18 protein-coding genes are annotated in these 16,826 nt (G+C 50.5%); 14 read left to right on the top strand and 4 right to left on the bottom strand.

Annotated features, from left to right (window positions below; translation table 11 throughout):
* Positions 1 to 14: 14 nt before the first annotated feature.
* From GTN70_02965 to queD, 5 genes are read left to right on the top strand one after another with little or no spacing between them, the layout of a single operon-like run.
* Positions 15 to 1,298, top strand: a complete 1,284-nt coding sequence (locus GTN70_02965; protein NIO15954.1) for a response regulator — start codon at positions 15 to 17, stop codon at positions 1,296 to 1,298.
* Positions 1,299 to 1,347: 49 nt separating this feature from the next.
* Complete coding sequence (locus tag GTN70_02960; protein ID NIO15953.1) at positions 1,348 to 3,978, top strand: valine--tRNA ligase; 2,631 nt, start codon at positions 1,348 to 1,350, stop codon at positions 3,976 to 3,978.
* A gap of 1 nt (position 3,979) precedes the next feature.
* Positions 3,980 to 4,807, top strand: coding sequence for a carboxylating nicotinate-nucleotide diphosphorylase (gene nadC, locus GTN70_02955; GenBank protein ID NIO15952.1), 828 nt, complete (start codon positions 3,980 to 3,982; stop codon positions 4,805 to 4,807).
* Positions 4,804 to 5,427: a hypothetical protein gene (locus tag GTN70_02950; protein NIO15951.1), complete on the top strand. Its 624-nt coding sequence runs from the start codon at positions 4,804 to 4,806 to the stop codon at positions 5,425 to 5,427. The genes nadC and GTN70_02950 overlap by 4 nt, the downstream gene beginning before the upstream one ends.
* Before the next feature lie 3 nt (positions 5,428 to 5,430).
* Complete coding sequence (queD, locus tag GTN70_02945) at positions 5,431 to 5,808, top strand: 6-carboxytetrahydropterin synthase QueD (GenBank protein ID NIO15950.1); 378 nt, start codon at positions 5,431 to 5,433, stop codon at positions 5,806 to 5,808.
* A 31-nt stretch (positions 5,809 to 5,839) separates the two neighbouring features.
* Here the strand turns inward: queD and GTN70_02940 are convergent, their stop codons facing one another.
* Both GTN70_02940 and GTN70_02935 read right to left on the bottom strand, forming a co-directional pair.
* Positions 5,840 to 6,031 (bottom strand): DUF1858 domain-containing protein, encoded by a 192-nt coding sequence (locus tag GTN70_02940; GenBank protein ID NIO15949.1) that lies wholly within the window; start codon positions 6,029 to 6,031, stop codon positions 5,840 to 5,842.
* A gap of 52 nt (positions 6,032 to 6,083) precedes the next feature.
* Positions 6,084 to 6,923 carry a hypothetical protein gene (locus GTN70_02935; GenBank protein ID NIO15948.1) on the bottom strand — a complete coding sequence of 280 codons (840 nt, stop codon included), beginning with the start codon at positions 6,921 to 6,923 and terminating at the stop codon, positions 6,084 to 6,086.
* 303 nt (positions 6,924 to 7,226) lie between these two features.
* Here GTN70_02935 and GTN70_02930 point away from each other — a divergent pair, with 303 nt between their 5' ends.
* From GTN70_02930 to GTN70_02910, 5 genes are read left to right on the top strand one after another with little or no spacing between them, the layout of a single operon-like run.
* The gene (locus GTN70_02930) at positions 7,227 to 7,940 is read left to right on the top strand and encodes an NAD-dependent protein deacylase (protein ID NIO15947.1); all 714 of its coding nucleotides are present in this window, start codon (positions 7,227 to 7,229) and stop codon (positions 7,938 to 7,940) included.
* Positions 7,937 to 8,434 carry a hypothetical protein gene (locus GTN70_02925; GenBank protein NIO15946.1) on the top strand — a complete coding sequence of 166 codons (498 nt, stop codon included), beginning with the start codon at positions 7,937 to 7,939 and terminating at the stop codon, positions 8,432 to 8,434. The genes GTN70_02930 and GTN70_02925 overlap by 4 nt, the downstream gene beginning before the upstream one ends.
* The gene (gene rsmD / locus GTN70_02920; GenBank protein ID NIO15945.1) at positions 8,406 to 8,966 is read left to right on the top strand and encodes a 16S rRNA (guanine(966)-N(2))-methyltransferase RsmD; all 561 of its coding nucleotides are present in this window, start codon (positions 8,406 to 8,408) and stop codon (positions 8,964 to 8,966) included. The genes GTN70_02925 and rsmD overlap by 29 nt, the downstream gene beginning before the upstream one ends.
* A 2-nt stretch (positions 8,967 to 8,968) precedes the next feature.
* On the top strand, positions 8,969 to 9,454 hold the full coding sequence (gene coaD, locus GTN70_02915) for a pantetheine-phosphate adenylyltransferase (protein ID NIO15944.1): 486 nt from the start codon (positions 8,969 to 8,971) through the stop codon (positions 9,452 to 9,454).
* Between the two features lie 46 nt (positions 9,455 to 9,500).
* The gene (locus tag GTN70_02910; GenBank protein ID NIO15943.1) at positions 9,501 to 10,694 is read left to right on the top strand and encodes an aminotransferase class I/II-fold pyridoxal phosphate-dependent enzyme; all 1,194 of its coding nucleotides are present in this window, start codon (positions 9,501 to 9,503) and stop codon (positions 10,692 to 10,694) included.
* A 58-nt stretch (positions 10,695 to 10,752) separates the two neighbouring features.
* Here the strand turns inward: GTN70_02910 and GTN70_02905 are convergent, their stop codons facing one another.
* A complete protein-coding gene (locus GTN70_02905) occupies positions 10,753 to 11,199 on the bottom strand; it encodes an NUDIX domain-containing protein (GenBank protein ID NIO15942.1) in 447 nt (148 codons plus the stop codon).
* A gap of 86 nt (positions 11,200 to 11,285) precedes the next feature.
* On the opposite strand from GTN70_02905, the gene GTN70_02900 reads away from it, so the two are divergent.
* From GTN70_02900 to GTN70_02885, 4 genes are read left to right on the top strand one after another with little or no spacing between them, the layout of a single operon-like run.
* A complete protein-coding gene (locus tag GTN70_02900) occupies positions 11,286 to 13,787 on the top strand; it encodes an NTP transferase domain-containing protein (GenBank protein NIO15941.1) in 2,502 nt (833 codons plus the stop codon).
* 1 nt (position 13,788) lies between these two features.
* A complete protein-coding gene (locus tag GTN70_02895) occupies positions 13,789 to 14,433 on the top strand; it encodes an MBL fold metallo-hydrolase (GenBank protein ID NIO15940.1) in 645 nt (214 codons plus the stop codon).
* Positions 14,430 to 15,644 carry a bifunctional phosphopantothenoylcysteine decarboxylase/phosphopantothenate--cysteine ligase CoaBC gene (gene coaBC / locus GTN70_02890; GenBank protein ID NIO15939.1) on the top strand — a complete coding sequence of 405 codons (1,215 nt, stop codon included), beginning with the start codon at positions 14,430 to 14,432 and terminating at the stop codon, positions 15,642 to 15,644. The genes GTN70_02895 and coaBC overlap by 4 nt, the downstream gene beginning before the upstream one ends.
* Positions 15,641 to 16,330 (top strand): uracil-DNA glycosylase, encoded by a 690-nt coding sequence (locus GTN70_02885; protein ID NIO15938.1) that lies wholly within the window; start codon positions 15,641 to 15,643, stop codon positions 16,328 to 16,330. Before coaBC ends, GTN70_02885 begins: the two co-directional genes overlap by 4 nt.
* A gap of 70 nt (positions 16,331 to 16,400) precedes the next feature.
* Here the strand turns inward: GTN70_02885 and GTN70_02880 are convergent, their stop codons facing one another.
* A complete protein-coding gene (locus GTN70_02880) occupies positions 16,401 to 16,685 on the bottom strand; it encodes a hypothetical protein (protein NIO15937.1) in 285 nt (94 codons plus the stop codon).
* Positions 16,686 to 16,826 lie beyond the last annotated feature (141 nt).

Genomic DNA, 16,826 nt, shown 5'->3' with positions numbered 1-16,826 from the left:
ATTTCGGGGGAAAAATGAAAGCCAAAATTCTCATAGCAGAGGATAGCTTAACGATACAAAGAGTATTTGAACTCGCTTTTCTTCGGAGCGGATACCAGGTTACCTACATCGATAGGGGAGAAGACTTGAAAGGCATGGCCCGTGAGCTGAATCCGGAACTCATCATCTGTGACCTGACCCTTCCTGATGTTGATGGGTACGAGGCGGTGTCGGAACTAAAGAAGGAACAGAGCCTGTCATCGATACCGATTATTCTCCTGGCCGGCTCGATCGAGCCCTTCGATGAGGATCTTTTCCGGAGTTCCGGTGCCGATGGGGTTATTTTCAAGCCCTTCGATTCTCAGGAACTACTCGACAAAGTGGGGGAGCTGTTGAGGGATAAAGTGGAGGCTGCAGAAGAGGAAAAAACAGAAAGACGGGAAGCCGTCGAGGAAGGGTGGGATTTTTCTGACGTGTTTGAAGAGGTGGAGCTCGATGGTGCAGGCGTGGAAAAGAGCCCATCGGAGGAGCCCTTTGTCACCGAACTGATTACCGAATCTGATTTGCCCGATGTGGAGAGCTTTGAGGACTATGACATCGGAGAGGATGAGCTGGGAAAAGAAGAATTCTTTGAGGAAAAGCCGTTGGATGAAGTGAGGGCCGCCGGGGATGAGGAAGAAAGGGATGAAGAGGCCCGGGAATATGAATTCGATGAAGTCATGGGTGGTCTGGAGATGGAGGTGCAGCAGGAACTCAGCGGTGAAGGAGAGGTTGTTATGGAGGCCGGGGAAGAAAGAATGGCCCCGGTTGAAGACTTTGCTGATCTCAGCGATGCTGACCCATACGTGCGGGAAGCTGCTGAAAATGATGATGGAGAGAAACCCCTTCCCGAACCTGTCTCTCCGGGTGGGGAGGAAGAGGAAGTGACGAAGATGGATGAAGAGGACAAGATGATGGAAGAAATTGTTCGAGACGTGGACGAGTTTCCAATTTCATCTGGCTATGATCTCGAAGCACACGGGATTTTAAAGAAAGCAGCCCCACAGAAGGCAGAACCGATCGGTTCCCGTGAAAAATATGAGGAGAAATTGAGAGAAGCGTTTTCCTCGGACGAGTTCAGCGGCGAACTCAAGAATCTCGTTTCCGGCACCACGGAAAAAATTCTCTGGGAAGTGCTCCCCGAGATCATGGAAAACCTGAAGAGCGAAATAATCTCTGTGATCAAAGAGGTTTCAGCATCCGTCGTTCCGGAAGTGGCCGGCCAAATAATCCAGGAAGAGATAAAGCGAATCAGGGAAGAAATCGAGCACACAGATTAAAATCTTTGCGCCTGATTAAATCCAGCAAAACGAAGAGGTGTTAGCGGCGATGGCAAATTCCGCATTCGAGAAAGTTTACGACCCTGCTGCCGTGGAAGAGAAATGGGGGAAGTTCTGGTTGGCCGAGGAGCTGTTCAGGGCCAGGGTCGATTCAGAAAAAAGTGCTTTCTCAATCGTCATTCCTCCGCCGAATGTTACCGGCTCACTTCATATGGGCCATGCCCTCAACGTCACGCTGCAGGATATACTCGTGAGATATAAGAATATGAAGGGTTTCAACACGCTCTGGCTTCCCGGTACCGACCACGCGGGGATTGCCACCCAGAACGTTGTCGAGAAGCTGCTGGCAGATGAGGGATTGGATAGGGAGACGATGGGGAGGGAAAAGTTCCTTGAGAGAGTGTGGCAGTGGAAGGAGCAAAGCGGCGACACCATCACCAACCAGCTGAAGCGCCTCGGGGCCTCCTGTGACTGGTCGAGAGAGCGATTCACGATGGATCAGGGATTATCACGTGCCGTGAGGCACGCTTTCGTGCTGCTCTTTAAAAAGGGACTCATATACCGGTCCAATTACATGACGAGCTGGTGTCCACGATGTCATACAGCTCTGTCGGACCTTGAAGTGGATTTCAAGACGGTGCACGGAAAGCTCTATTACATAAGGTATCCGGGAGAACAGGGGGCAGATGTGCTCGTTGCCACGACGAGGCCGGAAACGATGCTCGGAGACACGGCAGTTGCTGTCAATCCTTCTGACGAGAGGTTTGCAGGATGGGATGGAAAGAAGGTAAGTCTTCCCCTGACGGGAAGAACAATCCCCATCATCTCGGATAAGATGGTAGATCCTGAATTCGGAACGGGGGCAGTTAAAATTACCCCCGCTCATGATTTTAACGATTTTGAGGTTGCCAGAATTCATAACCTTCCATTTGTCAAGGTGATCAACGAAAATGGCAGCATGTCAGAGGATGCGGGCGAAAGTTACAGAGGGCTCGACAGAATAGAGTGCAGAAAGGCCGTCATAAAAGACCTCGAGGCGAGAGGGCTTCTTGACAGGGTAGAAGATTACACGCACAACGTGGGATGCTGTTATCGTTGCGAGACTGTCGTTGAACCCACGGTGAGCCTGCAATGGTTTGTGCGGGTGGCTCCTCTTGCCGAAAGGGCGATTGATGCAGTGAAGAGAGACCGGACCTCCATCATCCCGGAGATGTGGGAGAAGACATATTTCGAATGGATGTACAACATAAAAGACTGGTGTATATCCCGGCAGATTTGGTGGGGCCACAGAATTCCCGCATGGCATTGCCAAGAGTGCGGGGCAGTCACGGTGGAGCTTGAGGATCCTGAGAGGTGCGGGCAGTGCAAAAGTATGCGTTTGACCCAGGAGGAGGACGTTCTCGATACCTGGTTCAGTTCTGCCCTCTGGCCCTTTTCGACCCTCGGATGGCCCGACAGGACGAGGGAACTGGAAGTTTACTATCCCACGAGCGTTCTCGTGACGGCTTTTGACATCCTCTTTTTCTGGGTTGCCAGGATGATGATGATGGGCCTCGAGTTCATGGATGATGTTCCCTTCAGGCATGTGTTCATCCACGCCCTCGTGAGGGACGTCGAGGGGTACAAGATGAGCAAGACGCGGGGTAACGTGATCGACCCTCTTGAAGTCATGGAAAAGTATGGAACCGATGCCTTCAGGTTTACGCTAACGGCTCTCGCAGCACAGGGAAGGGATATCAAGATGTCGGAGGAGCGGATCGAAGGGTATCGTAATTTTATCAATAAGTTGTGGAATACGGCACGCTTTATTCACTTGAACCTCGGTGGGTTCAAGGGAGGGGAGCCGGAACCTGATTGCGTTGAAGACCTCTGGATCTTGAGTCGTCTGGGCAAGACGGCTCGAGGGGTGACGGAAGCTTTCGACGAATACAGATTCAATGAGGCGGCGGGTTTGATCTATCAGTTCCTTTGGCATGAATACTGTGACTGGTACGTAGAGATATCCAAACCGTACCTCACCGGGGATATGGGCGACCGGGAAAGGGAGAGAAAGCAGAAAATCCTCGTCTTTGTTTTCGAGACAGTATTGAAGCTCGCTCATCCGATAATTCCATTCGTTACGGAGGAGATCTGGCACTCCCTGCCGGGCGAAAGGGGCAGCCTGCTCCTGGAAAAGTTTCCGGAATTCGATGAAAGTACCGCTGATGAGGAGTCAGAGGCGGAAATAAACTACCTGATTTCTCTCATACGGGCCGTTCGACATCTTCGGAGAGAACTGAACATCCCTCCGGGATACTTTGCCAAGGTGAGGTTACGAGGGGGCATGCTCGAGAAGGTTAAAAAAATGGAGACAGTCGTTAAACGCCTGGCAAGGCTTGAAAGTATAGATTATCTGCCTGACGGTGCTGTCGTGAGAAACGAGGCCTCATCGGTTGCAGAGGATACAGACATCTTTCTTCCCATCAAGGGGGTACTTGATTTCAAGGCAGAGAGGGAAAGGATTGAGAAAGCCATCGCAAAGCTTATGAGGGAGAGGAAAGGACTCGTTGATAAACTGTCAAACAGTGAGTTCGTCATGAAAGCACCGGAGGGGCTCGTCAATACGACCAGGGCAAGAGAAGAAGAGATCGGCAGAAAACTCGAACGCCTCAACATCAACCTCCAGCTTTTTACGGAGTAGCGTGTATCCGTTTAACCTGAGAAAAATTGTCGAAGCGGCCCTGAACGAGGATCTCGTCTTTCATGACCCCGTCGCTTCGTCCCTCGAGAAGAGCAGGGTCGAGTGCGCCATGCTCGCAAAAGGGGATCTGGTGTTCTGCGGCAAGGACATCGTGATGCAGGTATTTCACACCTTGGATGGTGACATCACCCTGGAGTTTTATTACGAAGATGGTGATGTGGTAGCTTCCGGAAGCAGGCTTGGCGTCGTGAAAGGATTTTCCGGCGGGATCTTGAGGGGTGAGCGAGTAGCGCTGAACTTTACCCAGCGCCTATCGGGAATTGCAACGATCACCAGAAAGTTTGTTGAAAAAATAGAGGGAACGGGTGTCAAGATCTGCGATACCAGAAAAACGACCCCCCTGCTCAGGTATCTCGAAAAGTATGCGGTAAGGTGCGGTGGAGGCGTAAATCACCGCTTTTCCTTATCCGACGGGGTTTTAATCAAGGACAACGCAATAAAGGTTTTCGGGTCGATAAATGAGGCAGTTTCGAGAGTGAAGGAGAAAACGCACCACCTGTTGAAAATCCAGGTAGAGGTGGAAAATCTCGATGAACTCCGGGAGGCCCTAAAAAGCGGTGTCGATGCCGTATTGCTCGACAATATGTCCCGCGAAGAGGTTACGAAGGCGGTATCCCTGGCCAAGGGGAAGGTAATCCTCGAGGTGTCAGGGAATATTACTCTCGAAAACGTGAGGGCATACGCCGAGACGGGAGTGGATATCATATCATCAGGGGCTCTGACTCATTCTGCCCCCTCGGTAGATATCTCACTCGAAGTTTGCAAATGAAAAGAAAAATTTTCTGCCTCATCACAATCTGCATCATTCTCTCTTTCCATTTTGATTACGCACATTGCCGCTACGTACTGGTAGATAGAAGCCTCGCATTTGTCGGGGAAATGGTGATCCTCGAGTCGGACCTAGAGAAATACGCCTGCTATGTTGCCCTGAGAAGTGAAAAACCGGCGGAAAGTTTTCGGGAACGGGACCTGCTTGTGAAAATGATCGACGAAATCGTGCTCGTCCAGGAGGCAACGAAGATGGGGATTGCAGAGGACAGGGCAGATGGCGTGAACGAACAAAATGAAAAATTAAAGATGATGATCGATACGCAAAGCAGATGGTGTAAGTCCGTCACTTTAGACGAAAGGTACATTGCAGACATGGCATACAATGAAAGTGTGGTAGAGAAGTTCATCAAGACCAGGATCGAGGTTTTCATAAGGATTGCAGAAAAGGATGTGTACCAGTATTACCTCGCCAAACATGGCGGGGACGAAGAGGGTTATAATGATGATGTAAAGGACAGAATCAGAGAGGAATTAAAAACGATGCTCGTGAACAAAGAGCTTTCAGATTACCTGAATAGGATCAAAAAAAGGATAGAAATTGTCATCCCCGAGGAGTGAGTCTTGGAGGGCCACTTTGAATTAAAAGTTGTTGACTTATTTTCCTCTGCCCACAGCTTGAGAGGGTATGAGGGCAATTGCGAGAGGATTCACGGTCATAACTGGAAGGTGGAAGTCGTTGTTTCCTCTTCGAAGGTCGATGAACGGGGCCTGTGTATCGATTTTCGTGACCTGAAGAGATTTCTCAAGGATGTCCTGGGCGGCTTGGACCATAAAAACCTGAATGAAGTGGAGCCGTTTAACAGGGTAAATCCGTCTTCTGAAAATCTTGCCGCGTTTATTTTTGCAGAGCTGAAAAAAATGATACCCGATGATGTGTCTTTGAAAAGGGTAACCGTTTGGGAATCGGAATCTGCAAGCGCTTCCTACATTGCAGATTGAGAACGACTCAGGCGGACTGTCTGCTCTTGCCTCAGGCTATTTCTTTGTTCAAATCTTCGACAATGGCCTGTAGATCTATGTTGTGGACTTTTGCACCGTCTTCGAGGTTTTCATATTCCTTCAGGTGGCACGTGGCGCAATCGATGCCGTATCGATCGAAGATTTTCAGGGTCTGGGGATATGTCCGTATGATCTCCTCGATTTTCATGTCCTTCGTAATCATCGTCGCCTCCTGCTTACCATCATAACATTGTTTCGGGTTTCTTTTTGCCGCATCAAACAAGATCGATAAAACGTATCTCCGGCAGTTCATCAATTTCGCCAATCTTCAAGGAAAACTCAAAAAATTTATGAAGCCCTTTCATCTCCAGGTCGAGGTCGTAGGATAGGTTCGTCCAGTAATCGTTTAAAAAGCCCCACGGCAAATCGTTCTTTGTGAGCATTTTTTCGTTCCTGTTGCGGATGAGGTTGGCCGAGATTTTCTTGGCATCGAGGAGTTTTCTGGAAAAATTTTTTACCATGCTTTTTCTCATCTGGTAAGATTTGCCGTTTACTATCCAGAGGGCAAACACAAAAGGAAGGCCGGTGTTTTCCCTCCATATCGCCCCAAGATCGTACTGGTAGGGGTTTTTCATTGGAGTTTTATTGATGGATTCCCGTATGGCATCGTCTCCAATCAAAAGGTAGGGCGTTTTTTTCTTGGTCGCTTCGTTAAACGTGGTATCTGCGGTAATTATCTCCGCACGGGTCCCGAAGAACTCCTGGAAAATTATCTTGAGGAGGGTTACCGACGTCTCTGAGGCTGGTGTTACCGATACAGAAAAATCGCTATTCTCCTCTATTTTGAAGGGGGAAAACAGGATTACGCTTTTCACTCTTTTCCTCGAAGAGACAGAAATATCAGGTACGAGATAATACTGCCGGTAGTTTCTCGCATATTCGATTGAGGAACTCGGACTCAGGTCGAGCAGGTCCTGCCGTAGCATTTCATTAAGGTCGCTGGGATGCCCGTTGATAAACTCGATATTTCTGTTGTCGAAGTAGCGTCTGAGGGCCGTAAAGAGAGGAAAGAGATTGAGGTAAGGAATTTCACCTACTTTAAGCTTTTCTGACACCCTGTAGCGCTCCTGTTCGGGTTTTCGAGCTGTTCTCTTTTTCCCCGATTGTTTCGACTTCCGTGTCCGGACATGCAATCGAAGATAAACATCTCTCATCAGGGGAGACTTGCCGAGGGAAAGGCGAAAGGGGTCCCGTCCGCTGCAACTCGTCCATTTTGCTCTTTCCTGTTTTTTGTTATCTTTCCACGGGCTGAGTCCCGGAGATAATTTTCCCGATGCGAATAAAAGTATATAATAATAAAACCGCCAGTTGGGGGAAAAATCAACGGGGAGAATGGTTATTTGGACGCGCTTGAATTGATGCAGGCAAGAAAGGTCTACCGCCAGAAAAACAGAGTATGCGTGCTGACCGGAGCGGGAGTGTCTTCGGAGTCGGGGGTTCCTACATTCCGGGGAGAAGATGGTCTCTGGAGAAACTATAATCCCATGGAACTGGCGACGTTCGAGGCTTTCAAGAGAGATCCTCTCCTGGTCTGGGAGTGGTATCAGTGGAGGCGCCAGCTGATAAGAAAGTGCGAGCCGAATCCGTCTCATCGCGCGATCTTCCAGATGGAAAATGATAAGGAGCACTTTCTCCTCATCACGCAGAATGTAGACGGACTTCACAAAAGGGCAGGGTCGAGCAAAGTTGTAGAAATTCATGGAAATATCTGGGATGTGAAATGTATCACCTGTGATCATGTTTTCACGATGGATCACGACTTTGAAAATCTTCCCCCGGTCTGCGATGATTGCGGCAGTTTCCTGCGGCCAAACGTTGTCTGGTTTGGTGAAACCATTCCGCGGGAGTCACTCGAAAAATCCATGGATGCTCTGTCCTCGTGCGACCTCCTCATCGTTGCGGGAACATCGGGTTATGTTCAGCCGGCTGCCTCCTTTGCCCAGATTGCCTTGAGGAACAGAGCGACGGTAATCGAAGTCAACATAGAAAAGACTCCGAATGCTGCCCTGGTCGATCATTTCTTTGTCGGAAAATCTGGAGAGATACTCCCCTCCCTGATAGCAGAGCAATGACAGAAAAGTATATAGCCGATGCAACACTCGGGAGGCTGGCAAGGTGGCTCAGGCTCCTCGGTGTCGATGTAGAATCGTTCGGAGAGGGGGACTTTCAGGCGTTTGTCGAGAGAGCCCGGTTGACGACACGGAAGATAGTAACGAGACGGAGAGTCAAATTGCCCCAATCAGCGGTCGTCATTCTTCCGGACAGGATCGAGGAGCAGGTGAAATCATTTTTTCTCTCCGAAAAACTCGAATACGAAGAGGAAAAGTTCTTTTCCCGTTGCTCGCTGTGTAACAGAACCCTTGAGAAGATCGGGAGGGACGCTGCAGCTTCGCGGGGCGTTCCCGAGTATGTGCTTTCCACGCAAGAGGACTTTTTAACGTGTAATGGGTGCGGACGTGTGTATTGGCCGGGCTCCCACAGGGAACGCTTTACAGAAATTTTGAAGTCCCTGAATCTATCGGCCAGAAAAGAGCCAGATGATAAGGATAATCGGCGGGAACTTTAGGGGAAGGAAAATCAAGGTTCCCGGGGGAACCCAGGTGAGACCGACCTCAGACCGGGTGAGGGAGGCCATTTTTTCCATGATAGAAAAGAGGGTTCCCGGGGCAAGGGTTTTGGATCTCTTTGCCGGGACCGGCTCACTCGGGATAGAGGCGGTTTCCCGGGGCGCGGCTCATTGCGTGTTTGTGGAAAAATCACGGAGGATAGCATCGGTACTGCACGATAACCTCTCCGTGCTGGGTGTTGAAAGCGCATTTTTCGAGGTTGTCATATCAGATGCTTTCCATTATCTTAATAGGGCATCTAAAATGGGAATCGAGTTCGATATAATCTTCATTGATCCACCATACAAGAGCGGGATTGGAGCAAAACTGCTGGATACGTTTGCGTTGTTTCCCATAGTTGCAGATCACGGGTTGATTCTGTATGAGTTCAAGAGGGGAGAAGATGTCAGAGTTCCCCGGGGTTTTCACCGGGAGAGGCAAAAAAACTACGGCGATACGTCGATCATGACGTGCATCAGAAAAGAGGGATAGAAATGGACAATATCGGCATATACCCGGGGACATTCGATCCCCCGACCAACGGTCATTTTGATCTCATAGAGAGAAGCTCTAAAATATTCGGTAAGGTCATCGTGGCGGTTGCAACGAATCCGAGCAAAAAAACCCTTATAACGATAAAGAAGCGGGTATCCCTGCTCAAGGAGATGGTGAAGCACCTGGAAAATGTCGAGGTATCCTCTTTTTCTGGTCTTCTCGTCGATTATGCCCGTTCTGTCGGCGCCACCGTTATCGTCCGGGGACTCCGTGCGGTCTCGGACTTCGAGTATGAGTTTCAGATGGCCCACATGAACAAGAAGCTCTATCCCGATCTGGACACGGTATTCATGATGACCGGAGAGAAATATTTTTACGTGAGCTCGAACATCATCAAAGAGATCGTTAGCCTGGGAGGGGATGTCAAGGACCTGGTCCACGAGTGTGTTGAAACTGAGCTCAAAAAAATTTACCGGATAAAATGATAACCGCCTATCATAGACCGATACTCTGGAGAAAGGAGTCAAATGTATGAAGCTGGCGAAAAGACTTGCGATGGTGAAGCCATCCCCGACTCTGGCTATAACGGCAAAAGCAAAAGCGATGAGAGCCGAAGGTGTGGATGTGATCGGTTTTGGCGCAGGAGAGCCCGATTTTGATACGCCTGCTCACATAAAAGACGCCGCGAAAGACGCTCTCGATAGAGGCATGACGAAGTATGCTCCCGTCCCCGGGACCGATGATCTCCGTGATGCCATTGCTGAAAAACTGAGGGCCGATAACGGGCTCGAGTATGGGAGGGAAAATATAATAGTCTCCTGCGGAGCGAAGCATTCCATATACAATATCGCTCAGGCCCTCTTTGAAGACGGAGATGAGGTCGTCATTCCCGCCCCCTACTGGGTATCCTATCCACCCATAGCCTATCTGGCGGGAGCGACTCCCGTGATCGTAGACACCGATGATTCATCCGAATTCAAGATTACCCCCGGTCAACTGAGAAGCGCCATCAATGAACGCACAAAGGCCTTCGTGCTGAACAGCCCTTCGAATCCGACGGGCACTGCCTACACGGAAGCCGAGCTCAGGGCTCTTGCCGAGGTTATCGTCGAAAAAGACATATACGTCATATCAGATGAGATCTACGAGAAGATCGTGTACGACGGGTTTGTGTTTACCAGTATCGGTTCCCTCGGCGATGAGATATTCAACAAGACGATCGTGGTAAACGGCCTGTCGAAAACATACTCCATGACCGGCTGGCGAATAGGGTATACGGCAGGACCGATCGAACTTGTGAAGGCAATGACGGCGATCCAGTCCCAGTCGACCTCAAATCCCACATCTTTCTGTTTGGATGCGTCCACCACGGCATTAACGGGTCCGCAGGAAGTTGTCCACATGATGCTCGCTGAGTTTGACAGGAGGAGGAGGTACATCGTTGATCGCTTGAACTCGATCCAGGGAGTTTCCTGTATTTTGCCGAAGGGAGCTTTCTACGTTTTTCCCAACTTTTCGGGAATATACGGAAAAAGCGCGAACGGTAGGGTTATTGAAAATTCTACCGACTTTGGTTCTTACCTGCTTGAGTCGGTCAAAGTGGCCGTTATTCCCGGCATTGGATTCGGAAACGATAATTGTGCCCGGCTTTCCTACGCTACGTCCATGGAAAACATCGAACGTGGCCTGGACAGGATAGAGGAGGCCTGCCGAAGGCTTTCCTGAGGGCCGCTTTAACCTTCAGGGGCATTGTACAGCCCCTGTGGATAGATGCTATTGCCTCTCATGCTTTCCGGGAGGCGCGCGGTTCCGGTTTGTAGCCTGTCTTTTTGAACCGAAAATAGTCCCTGATAATTCCTTCGTGATCAAAAGCCAGGGGGAGGGGAAGGTTTTCCTCCGTATATATCCCCGCTTCCTGTGCATCATCTCCGGCTTTGATAATTCCCGACCCTTTTCCAACGTAAACGACTGAAAGTGTATGAAACCGGGGGTCTCGACCCGGCATTGAATAAACACCCAGAAGGTCGGTGAGACTCACGTCAAGACCGGTTTCCTCTGCTGCTTCCCTGAGCGCTGCCTCCTCCGCCGTTTCGCCTGTTTCGATGAACCCACCCGGGATTGCCCATCCATGGGGAGGATTTTTTCTCTTTACGAGGATAATTCCGCGATCCATCTCTATGATCACATCTGCGGCAGGAAAGGGATTCCTCTGCGAAGTGTTTTCTTTCATGAACTTGATGCTCCTCTGCGGTTTCAAAAATATGGTATAAGAAACATAATACTATCACAAAAGCCATACCAAGGAGAGTCGCGAACATGAAGGCTGTTGTCATGGCAGGAGGTTTCGGAACCCGGTTGCGCCCTCTCACGGAGAACGTTCCCAAACCGATGGTCCCCGTGGCGAACCTGCCCATGATGGAGCATGTTATTAGTCTGCTGAAAAAGAGCGGCATTACCGACCTTATTGTGCTGCTGTTTTTTCAGCCTGAAAAAATTACCGGTTATTTCCAGGATGGATCGAGTTTCGGGGTCGGCATCGAGTACGTGACCCCCGAAGCTGACTACGGAACCGCCGGTGCAGTCAAACAGGCCGCTCATCTGCTCGATGACGATGAGAACTTTGTCGTCATCAGTGCCGATATCATTACCGACATAGATATTTCAAGCGCCGTTGCATTTCACCGGGAAAAAAAATCTCTTGCCACGATAGTTCTGACAAGGGTTGAAAACCCCCTCGAATACGGTATCGTCATCATCAATGAAAACGGGGGGGTGGTGAAATTTCTCGAGAAGCCATCGTGGGGGGAAGTGTTCAGCGACACGATAAACACGGGGATATACATTCTCAACAGAAAAGTGCTCGACCATATTCCGGTGAGAGAGGAATTTGATTTCAGCAAACAGCTGTTTCCGAATATCCTGTCATCCAGCCTGCCGCTCTTCGGTCATGTTTCCGGGGGCTACTGGAAGGACGTGGGAAACCTCGATGAGTACATGAATGTACACAAGGACATATTTACAAAACAGGTCGTCATTGATTTTCCCGGGAAAGAGATTAAGAAAGGGGTGTTCGTCGGAAAGGGGACGAGGATAGACTTTACCGCCAATATCGAGAATTCGGTTATCGGAAGAAATGTGAGGATAGGACAGAACGTTTCCGTTATCGATTCCGTATTGGGTGATGCCTGCAGGGTGGAGGATGACTCGGTCGTCAACTCATCCGTTGTATGGGATGATGTCGCCTTGGGAAGAGGGGTAAAAATAACCAGTGCAACCATCGGCAACGAGGCCGTTATCGGCTCGGGGGCTACTATCAGTGACAGGGCTGTTATCTCCAGGGGCTGCACCATAGGGAGAAATGCGCTGGTGAGAGAAAAGGTTAAAATTTATCCGGGCAAAACGGTGGAGGACGGCTCCGTAGTTTCTTCCAGCCTCATATGGGGCGAAAAATGGGGAAGGTCCATATTCGGCGCCTTTGGCATCTACGGACTTGCCAATTTTGAAATTTCCCCCGAGTTTGCGGCAAAAGTTGGCGCCTCGTTTGCGGCGTCATTTGGAAGGGAAGTGACGATCTCAACGAGCAGGGACTCTCACAAAGTTTCCCGGATGATAAATAGAGCGATCATGACGGGCGCGCTTTCCGTGGGGTGCAATATCAACGACTATGGCGTAACACCCCTTCCCGTCGTGCGTTACATAACCAGGAGCAACAAAGAGGAGTTCGGCGGCATACACACCAGGCGTTCCCCTTACAATCCGGCATTTGTGGACATAAAGTTCTTTGACGAGAATGGCCTCGATCAGAAGACGGCTGTGGAGAGGAACATCGAGCGGCTCTTCTTCAGGGAGGATTTTCCCCGGGCCGATATGGAAAATACAGGCGAAATATCATTTCCCGGCGGATCGATAGATTTTTACATCAGCGGGTTTCTGCGCTCAATTGACCAGGATGCGATTCAGGGAGGAAACTTTACGATCGTCATTGACTATTCCTACGGCGCTTCCTCTCTCATCTTTCCCCGTATCCTTGGCAAGATGGGTGTTGAAACGGTTGTTTTAAACGCCATACTCGACAGCGAAAAGCTCACGAGGTCAAAGGGTGAGTTCGACAGGGCGCTCCAAAATCTCGGGAGAATAGTCCGATCCCTCGATGCTGACCTGGGGTTCCTTCTCGATGCGGGGGGGGAAAAGATATTTATCTGTGACGAAAAAGGTGAAATTGTCGATGATATGACAGCGCTCCTGGTCTACGCATACCTCAGTGCTTCGCAGAATCCGGGAACGTCTATCGCAGTACCGGTCACCGCTTCGAGGAATGTCGAGATCGTGGCAAACAGGTTCAAAGTTGATGTCAAGAGGGGGGGAGCAATGCCCCGCTCCCTGATGGAGCTGGCGAGGCAGGAAAAGTATGCTCTCGTTGCTGACAACGAGGGCGGCCTTATTTTTCCCTCCTTCCATCCCGCCTTTGACGGCATGTTCAGCATGGCGAAGCTCCTCGAATTTCTCGCGAAGGAGAAGGTGACCCTCTCAGAAGTTGAGAAAGAGCTGCCTGCTACCCACTTGAGGGGCAGAAATGTCCCGGTGTCGTGGGAAAAGAAAGGTTGGGTGATGAGGAAGCTCGTTGAGCTCTCAGAGGGAAAAGATGCGGAGCTTATAGACGGCGTTAAAGTTTACAAAGACGATGGTGATTGGGTCCTGATCATCCCGAGCCAGGACGAGGCCTACTTCAGGATATATGCCGAGTCCGAAAGCGAAAAAAAGGTCAGCACCCTGCTATCGGAATACTCGCGCATCATAGAACAGTGGAAGGAGACGTGATTTGAAGCTCAGCCAAGACCCGAAGGTTGTCATCGAGCGTCTGGAGGTGAGCCCCTTTTTTGAAAACACCTACATTTTCGGCAGGAGGGATGAGGGGAAGTGCCTGGTCATCGATCCGGGCGATGATCCGGAAAAAATATTGAGAACGGCAAACTTTCACGGCCTGGAGGTGGAGTGCGTTCTCCTGACACACGGCCACCTGGATCATGTGATAGGCTGCCGGGAAATCAGGACCCGGGTTGGTTGTAAAGTGGGCATTCACAGGCTCGACGAAGAGATGTTTATCAATTCCAGCAGACAGGGAATCGTCCTCGGGTATCCTGCGCAGGATCAGACAGCCCCTGACTTCTATTTCGATGAAGGCGATGAACTCGAGCTGGCGGGGTTTCAGATTAAAGTTTTCCATACACCCGGCCATACCCCGGGGAGCGTATGTTTTTACACCGGTGATGTTCTCTTTTCGGGGGACCTTCTCTTTGCCGGTTCGATCGGAAGGACCGACCTGCCGGGCGGCTCCTACGAGATGCTCATGAATTCAGTCATACAAAAAGTGTTCACTTTGAGCGATGAGACGATTGTCTATCCGGGTCACGGGCCAAAGACAACAGTGGGTTTTGAGAAGAGGCACAACCCATTTTTCATATGAGGCAGGGGGTGGAATCGTTGAAAGGAAAGTCGATCGTTGTGGGGATAACCGGTGGAATCTCCGCGTACCGTGCCTGTGATATCGTGAGGATCCTCGTGCAGGATGGGGCAACGGTGCATGTGATCATGACCAAGGCGGCGATGGAATTCATCACCCCCCTCACTTTGCAAACACTTTCTCAGAATCCGGTAATTACCGACCTTTTCGATCTGATCTCAGAATCCCGCATCGGCCACATTTCGCTCGCCCAGGGGGCAGACCTGGTTCTCGTCGCCCCCGCAACGGCGAATATAATAGGCAAATTTGCCGCCGGAATAGCCGACGACATGCTCTCGACCCTGTACCTTGCAACCGAGGCTCCCATCGTTGTGGCTCCTGCAATGAACGAAAAGATGTATGCCGCCGCCGTGGTCAGGGAAAACATAGGGAAACTTCGCGATCGGGGGGTGATGGTAATAGATCCCGGATGGGGTGAGCTTGCCTGCGGTGACGTGGGCTGGGGAAGGCTTGCCCCGGTAGAGCAGATTGTGGAAGCCGCCAGAGCCGCGCTGTCTTCAAAGATATTGCAGGGAAAAAAGGTTCTTGTCACGGCGGGGCCCACTGCCGAGCCTATCGATCCCGTGAGGGACATTACAAACAGGTCCTCGGGTAAGATGGGCTTTGCCCTGGCGAAGATTGCAAGGAGGCTCGGTGCCGAAGTGGTGCTCGTATCCGGACCCGTTTCCCTAGAAGACCCCTATTTCATTAAGACCTTGCGGGTAAAAACGGGGGAGGAGATGCACGGCGCTGTAATGGAGAACCTGGAGTCCACCGACCTGTTGATAAAGGCCGCTGCGGTGGCGGATTTCAGGCCTTCCCAGAAGGCGAAGGAGAAGATCAAGAAAGATACGTTCGGGGGGACCGTTCACCTCGAGCGGAATATAGATATTCTGGCATCGGTTGGTGTAAAGAGCCCGAGACCTTTTCTCGTCGGCTTTGCTGCCGAAACCGAGGATGTTCGTGAAAACGCCCTCAGGAAAATGGAGGAAAAAAACATCGATGCCATCGTGACCAATGACGTTTCGAGGGCGGATATCGGCTTCTCATCCGATTATAACGAGGTAACTGTTATCTTCAGGGATGGGACGGAACAGGCTGTCCCGAAGAATGAAAAGGATAAGGTTGCCCTCCAGATTCTCGAGATGATCGCCGGGAGGCTTTCAGGAAGATGACCGACAAGGCGAGGTTGAACATCATTGCCAGGTACCTGGACCTTATCGGGATCGATCATGTGGCGGTTCCTTCAGCAGCAGACTCTGTCGATGTTGCCTGCGGGAGCGTAGCTTTTGATGTGCTCCACAAGGATAAAGAGCTGGTGAAGCTGATAGATTTCATCGGAGACTGCAGGAGATGCAGGCTTTGTGAGGGAAGAAGGAATATCGTTTTTGGGACGGGAAACCCGAACGCCCCGGTAATCTTTGTCGGGGAGGGTCCGGGAGTCGAAGAAGATAGGCGTGGAGAGCCATTTGTCGGCGCTGCAGGGAAGCGGTTGAATGTGTGGATTAAAAAGCTCGGGCTGGAAAGAGAAGAGGTGTACATAGCCAACATCGTGAAGTGCAGGCCGCCGGGAAACAGGACACCCAGACCCGATGAGGCCGCCACCTGTCTCCCTTTCCTTGAGCGGCAGATCGAAATAATAGCCCCGAAGCTCATAGTCACCCTCGGAGGCCCCGCGCTGAACTATCTTCTCGGTAAAAACGAGCGGATCACGAGGGTTCGAGGCACACCGCTCGTGTACGGGAACATCCCGCTCATCCCCACGTACCACCCGGCATATATTCTGAGAAACCCCCAGAAGGAAAAGGAGGTCTTTCTTGACCTTGAGGGGATAAGGGAATTTTTAAATCCCCGGATATAAACAGCAGTTTCTCCTGCCCGGGATCGTTCTTAAATTTACTCACGTTAAACGTAAAAATGGTATCATTTAATCATCGTTCATCGGTTGAAAGCGCCTTGTTTTTTGCGGCCAAATGGAAAAAGAGGATAGATTTTTCGTTTTTTGTAAGCACCTGATAAGCGGGATTGTTTTCCACAAAGGAGGAGCATGATTTGCAAACCATTAACCGTAAGAGGCGGGTTTTCTCCGGCCTCGTATTGACGCTTCTCATTTCTGCCCTGGTCGTTGGTCTGGTGGTTGCAAAAGAGCCATTTACGAGTGAAATAGTCGTAATTAAGTTTTCCGCCTCGATTAATCCCGCAATTGCAGACTTCATATCTTCCTCGATCGAAGATGCAGAGACCAGGAAGGCTAATGCAATCGTGATTCAGATCGACACACCGGGGGGACTGGATCTGGCGATGAGGGACATTATCAAGAGGATTCTCAGCGCAGAAGTGCCGGTGATTGTTTTTGT

It is taken from the genome of Deltaproteobacteria bacterium, assembly GCA_011773515.1.
Classification (GTDB): domain Bacteria; phylum Desulfobacterota; class Deferrimicrobia; order J040; family J040; genus WVXK01.
Note: the sequence above shows the minus strand (reverse complement) of the source record. Positions and strands in the feature narration are given on the sequence as shown.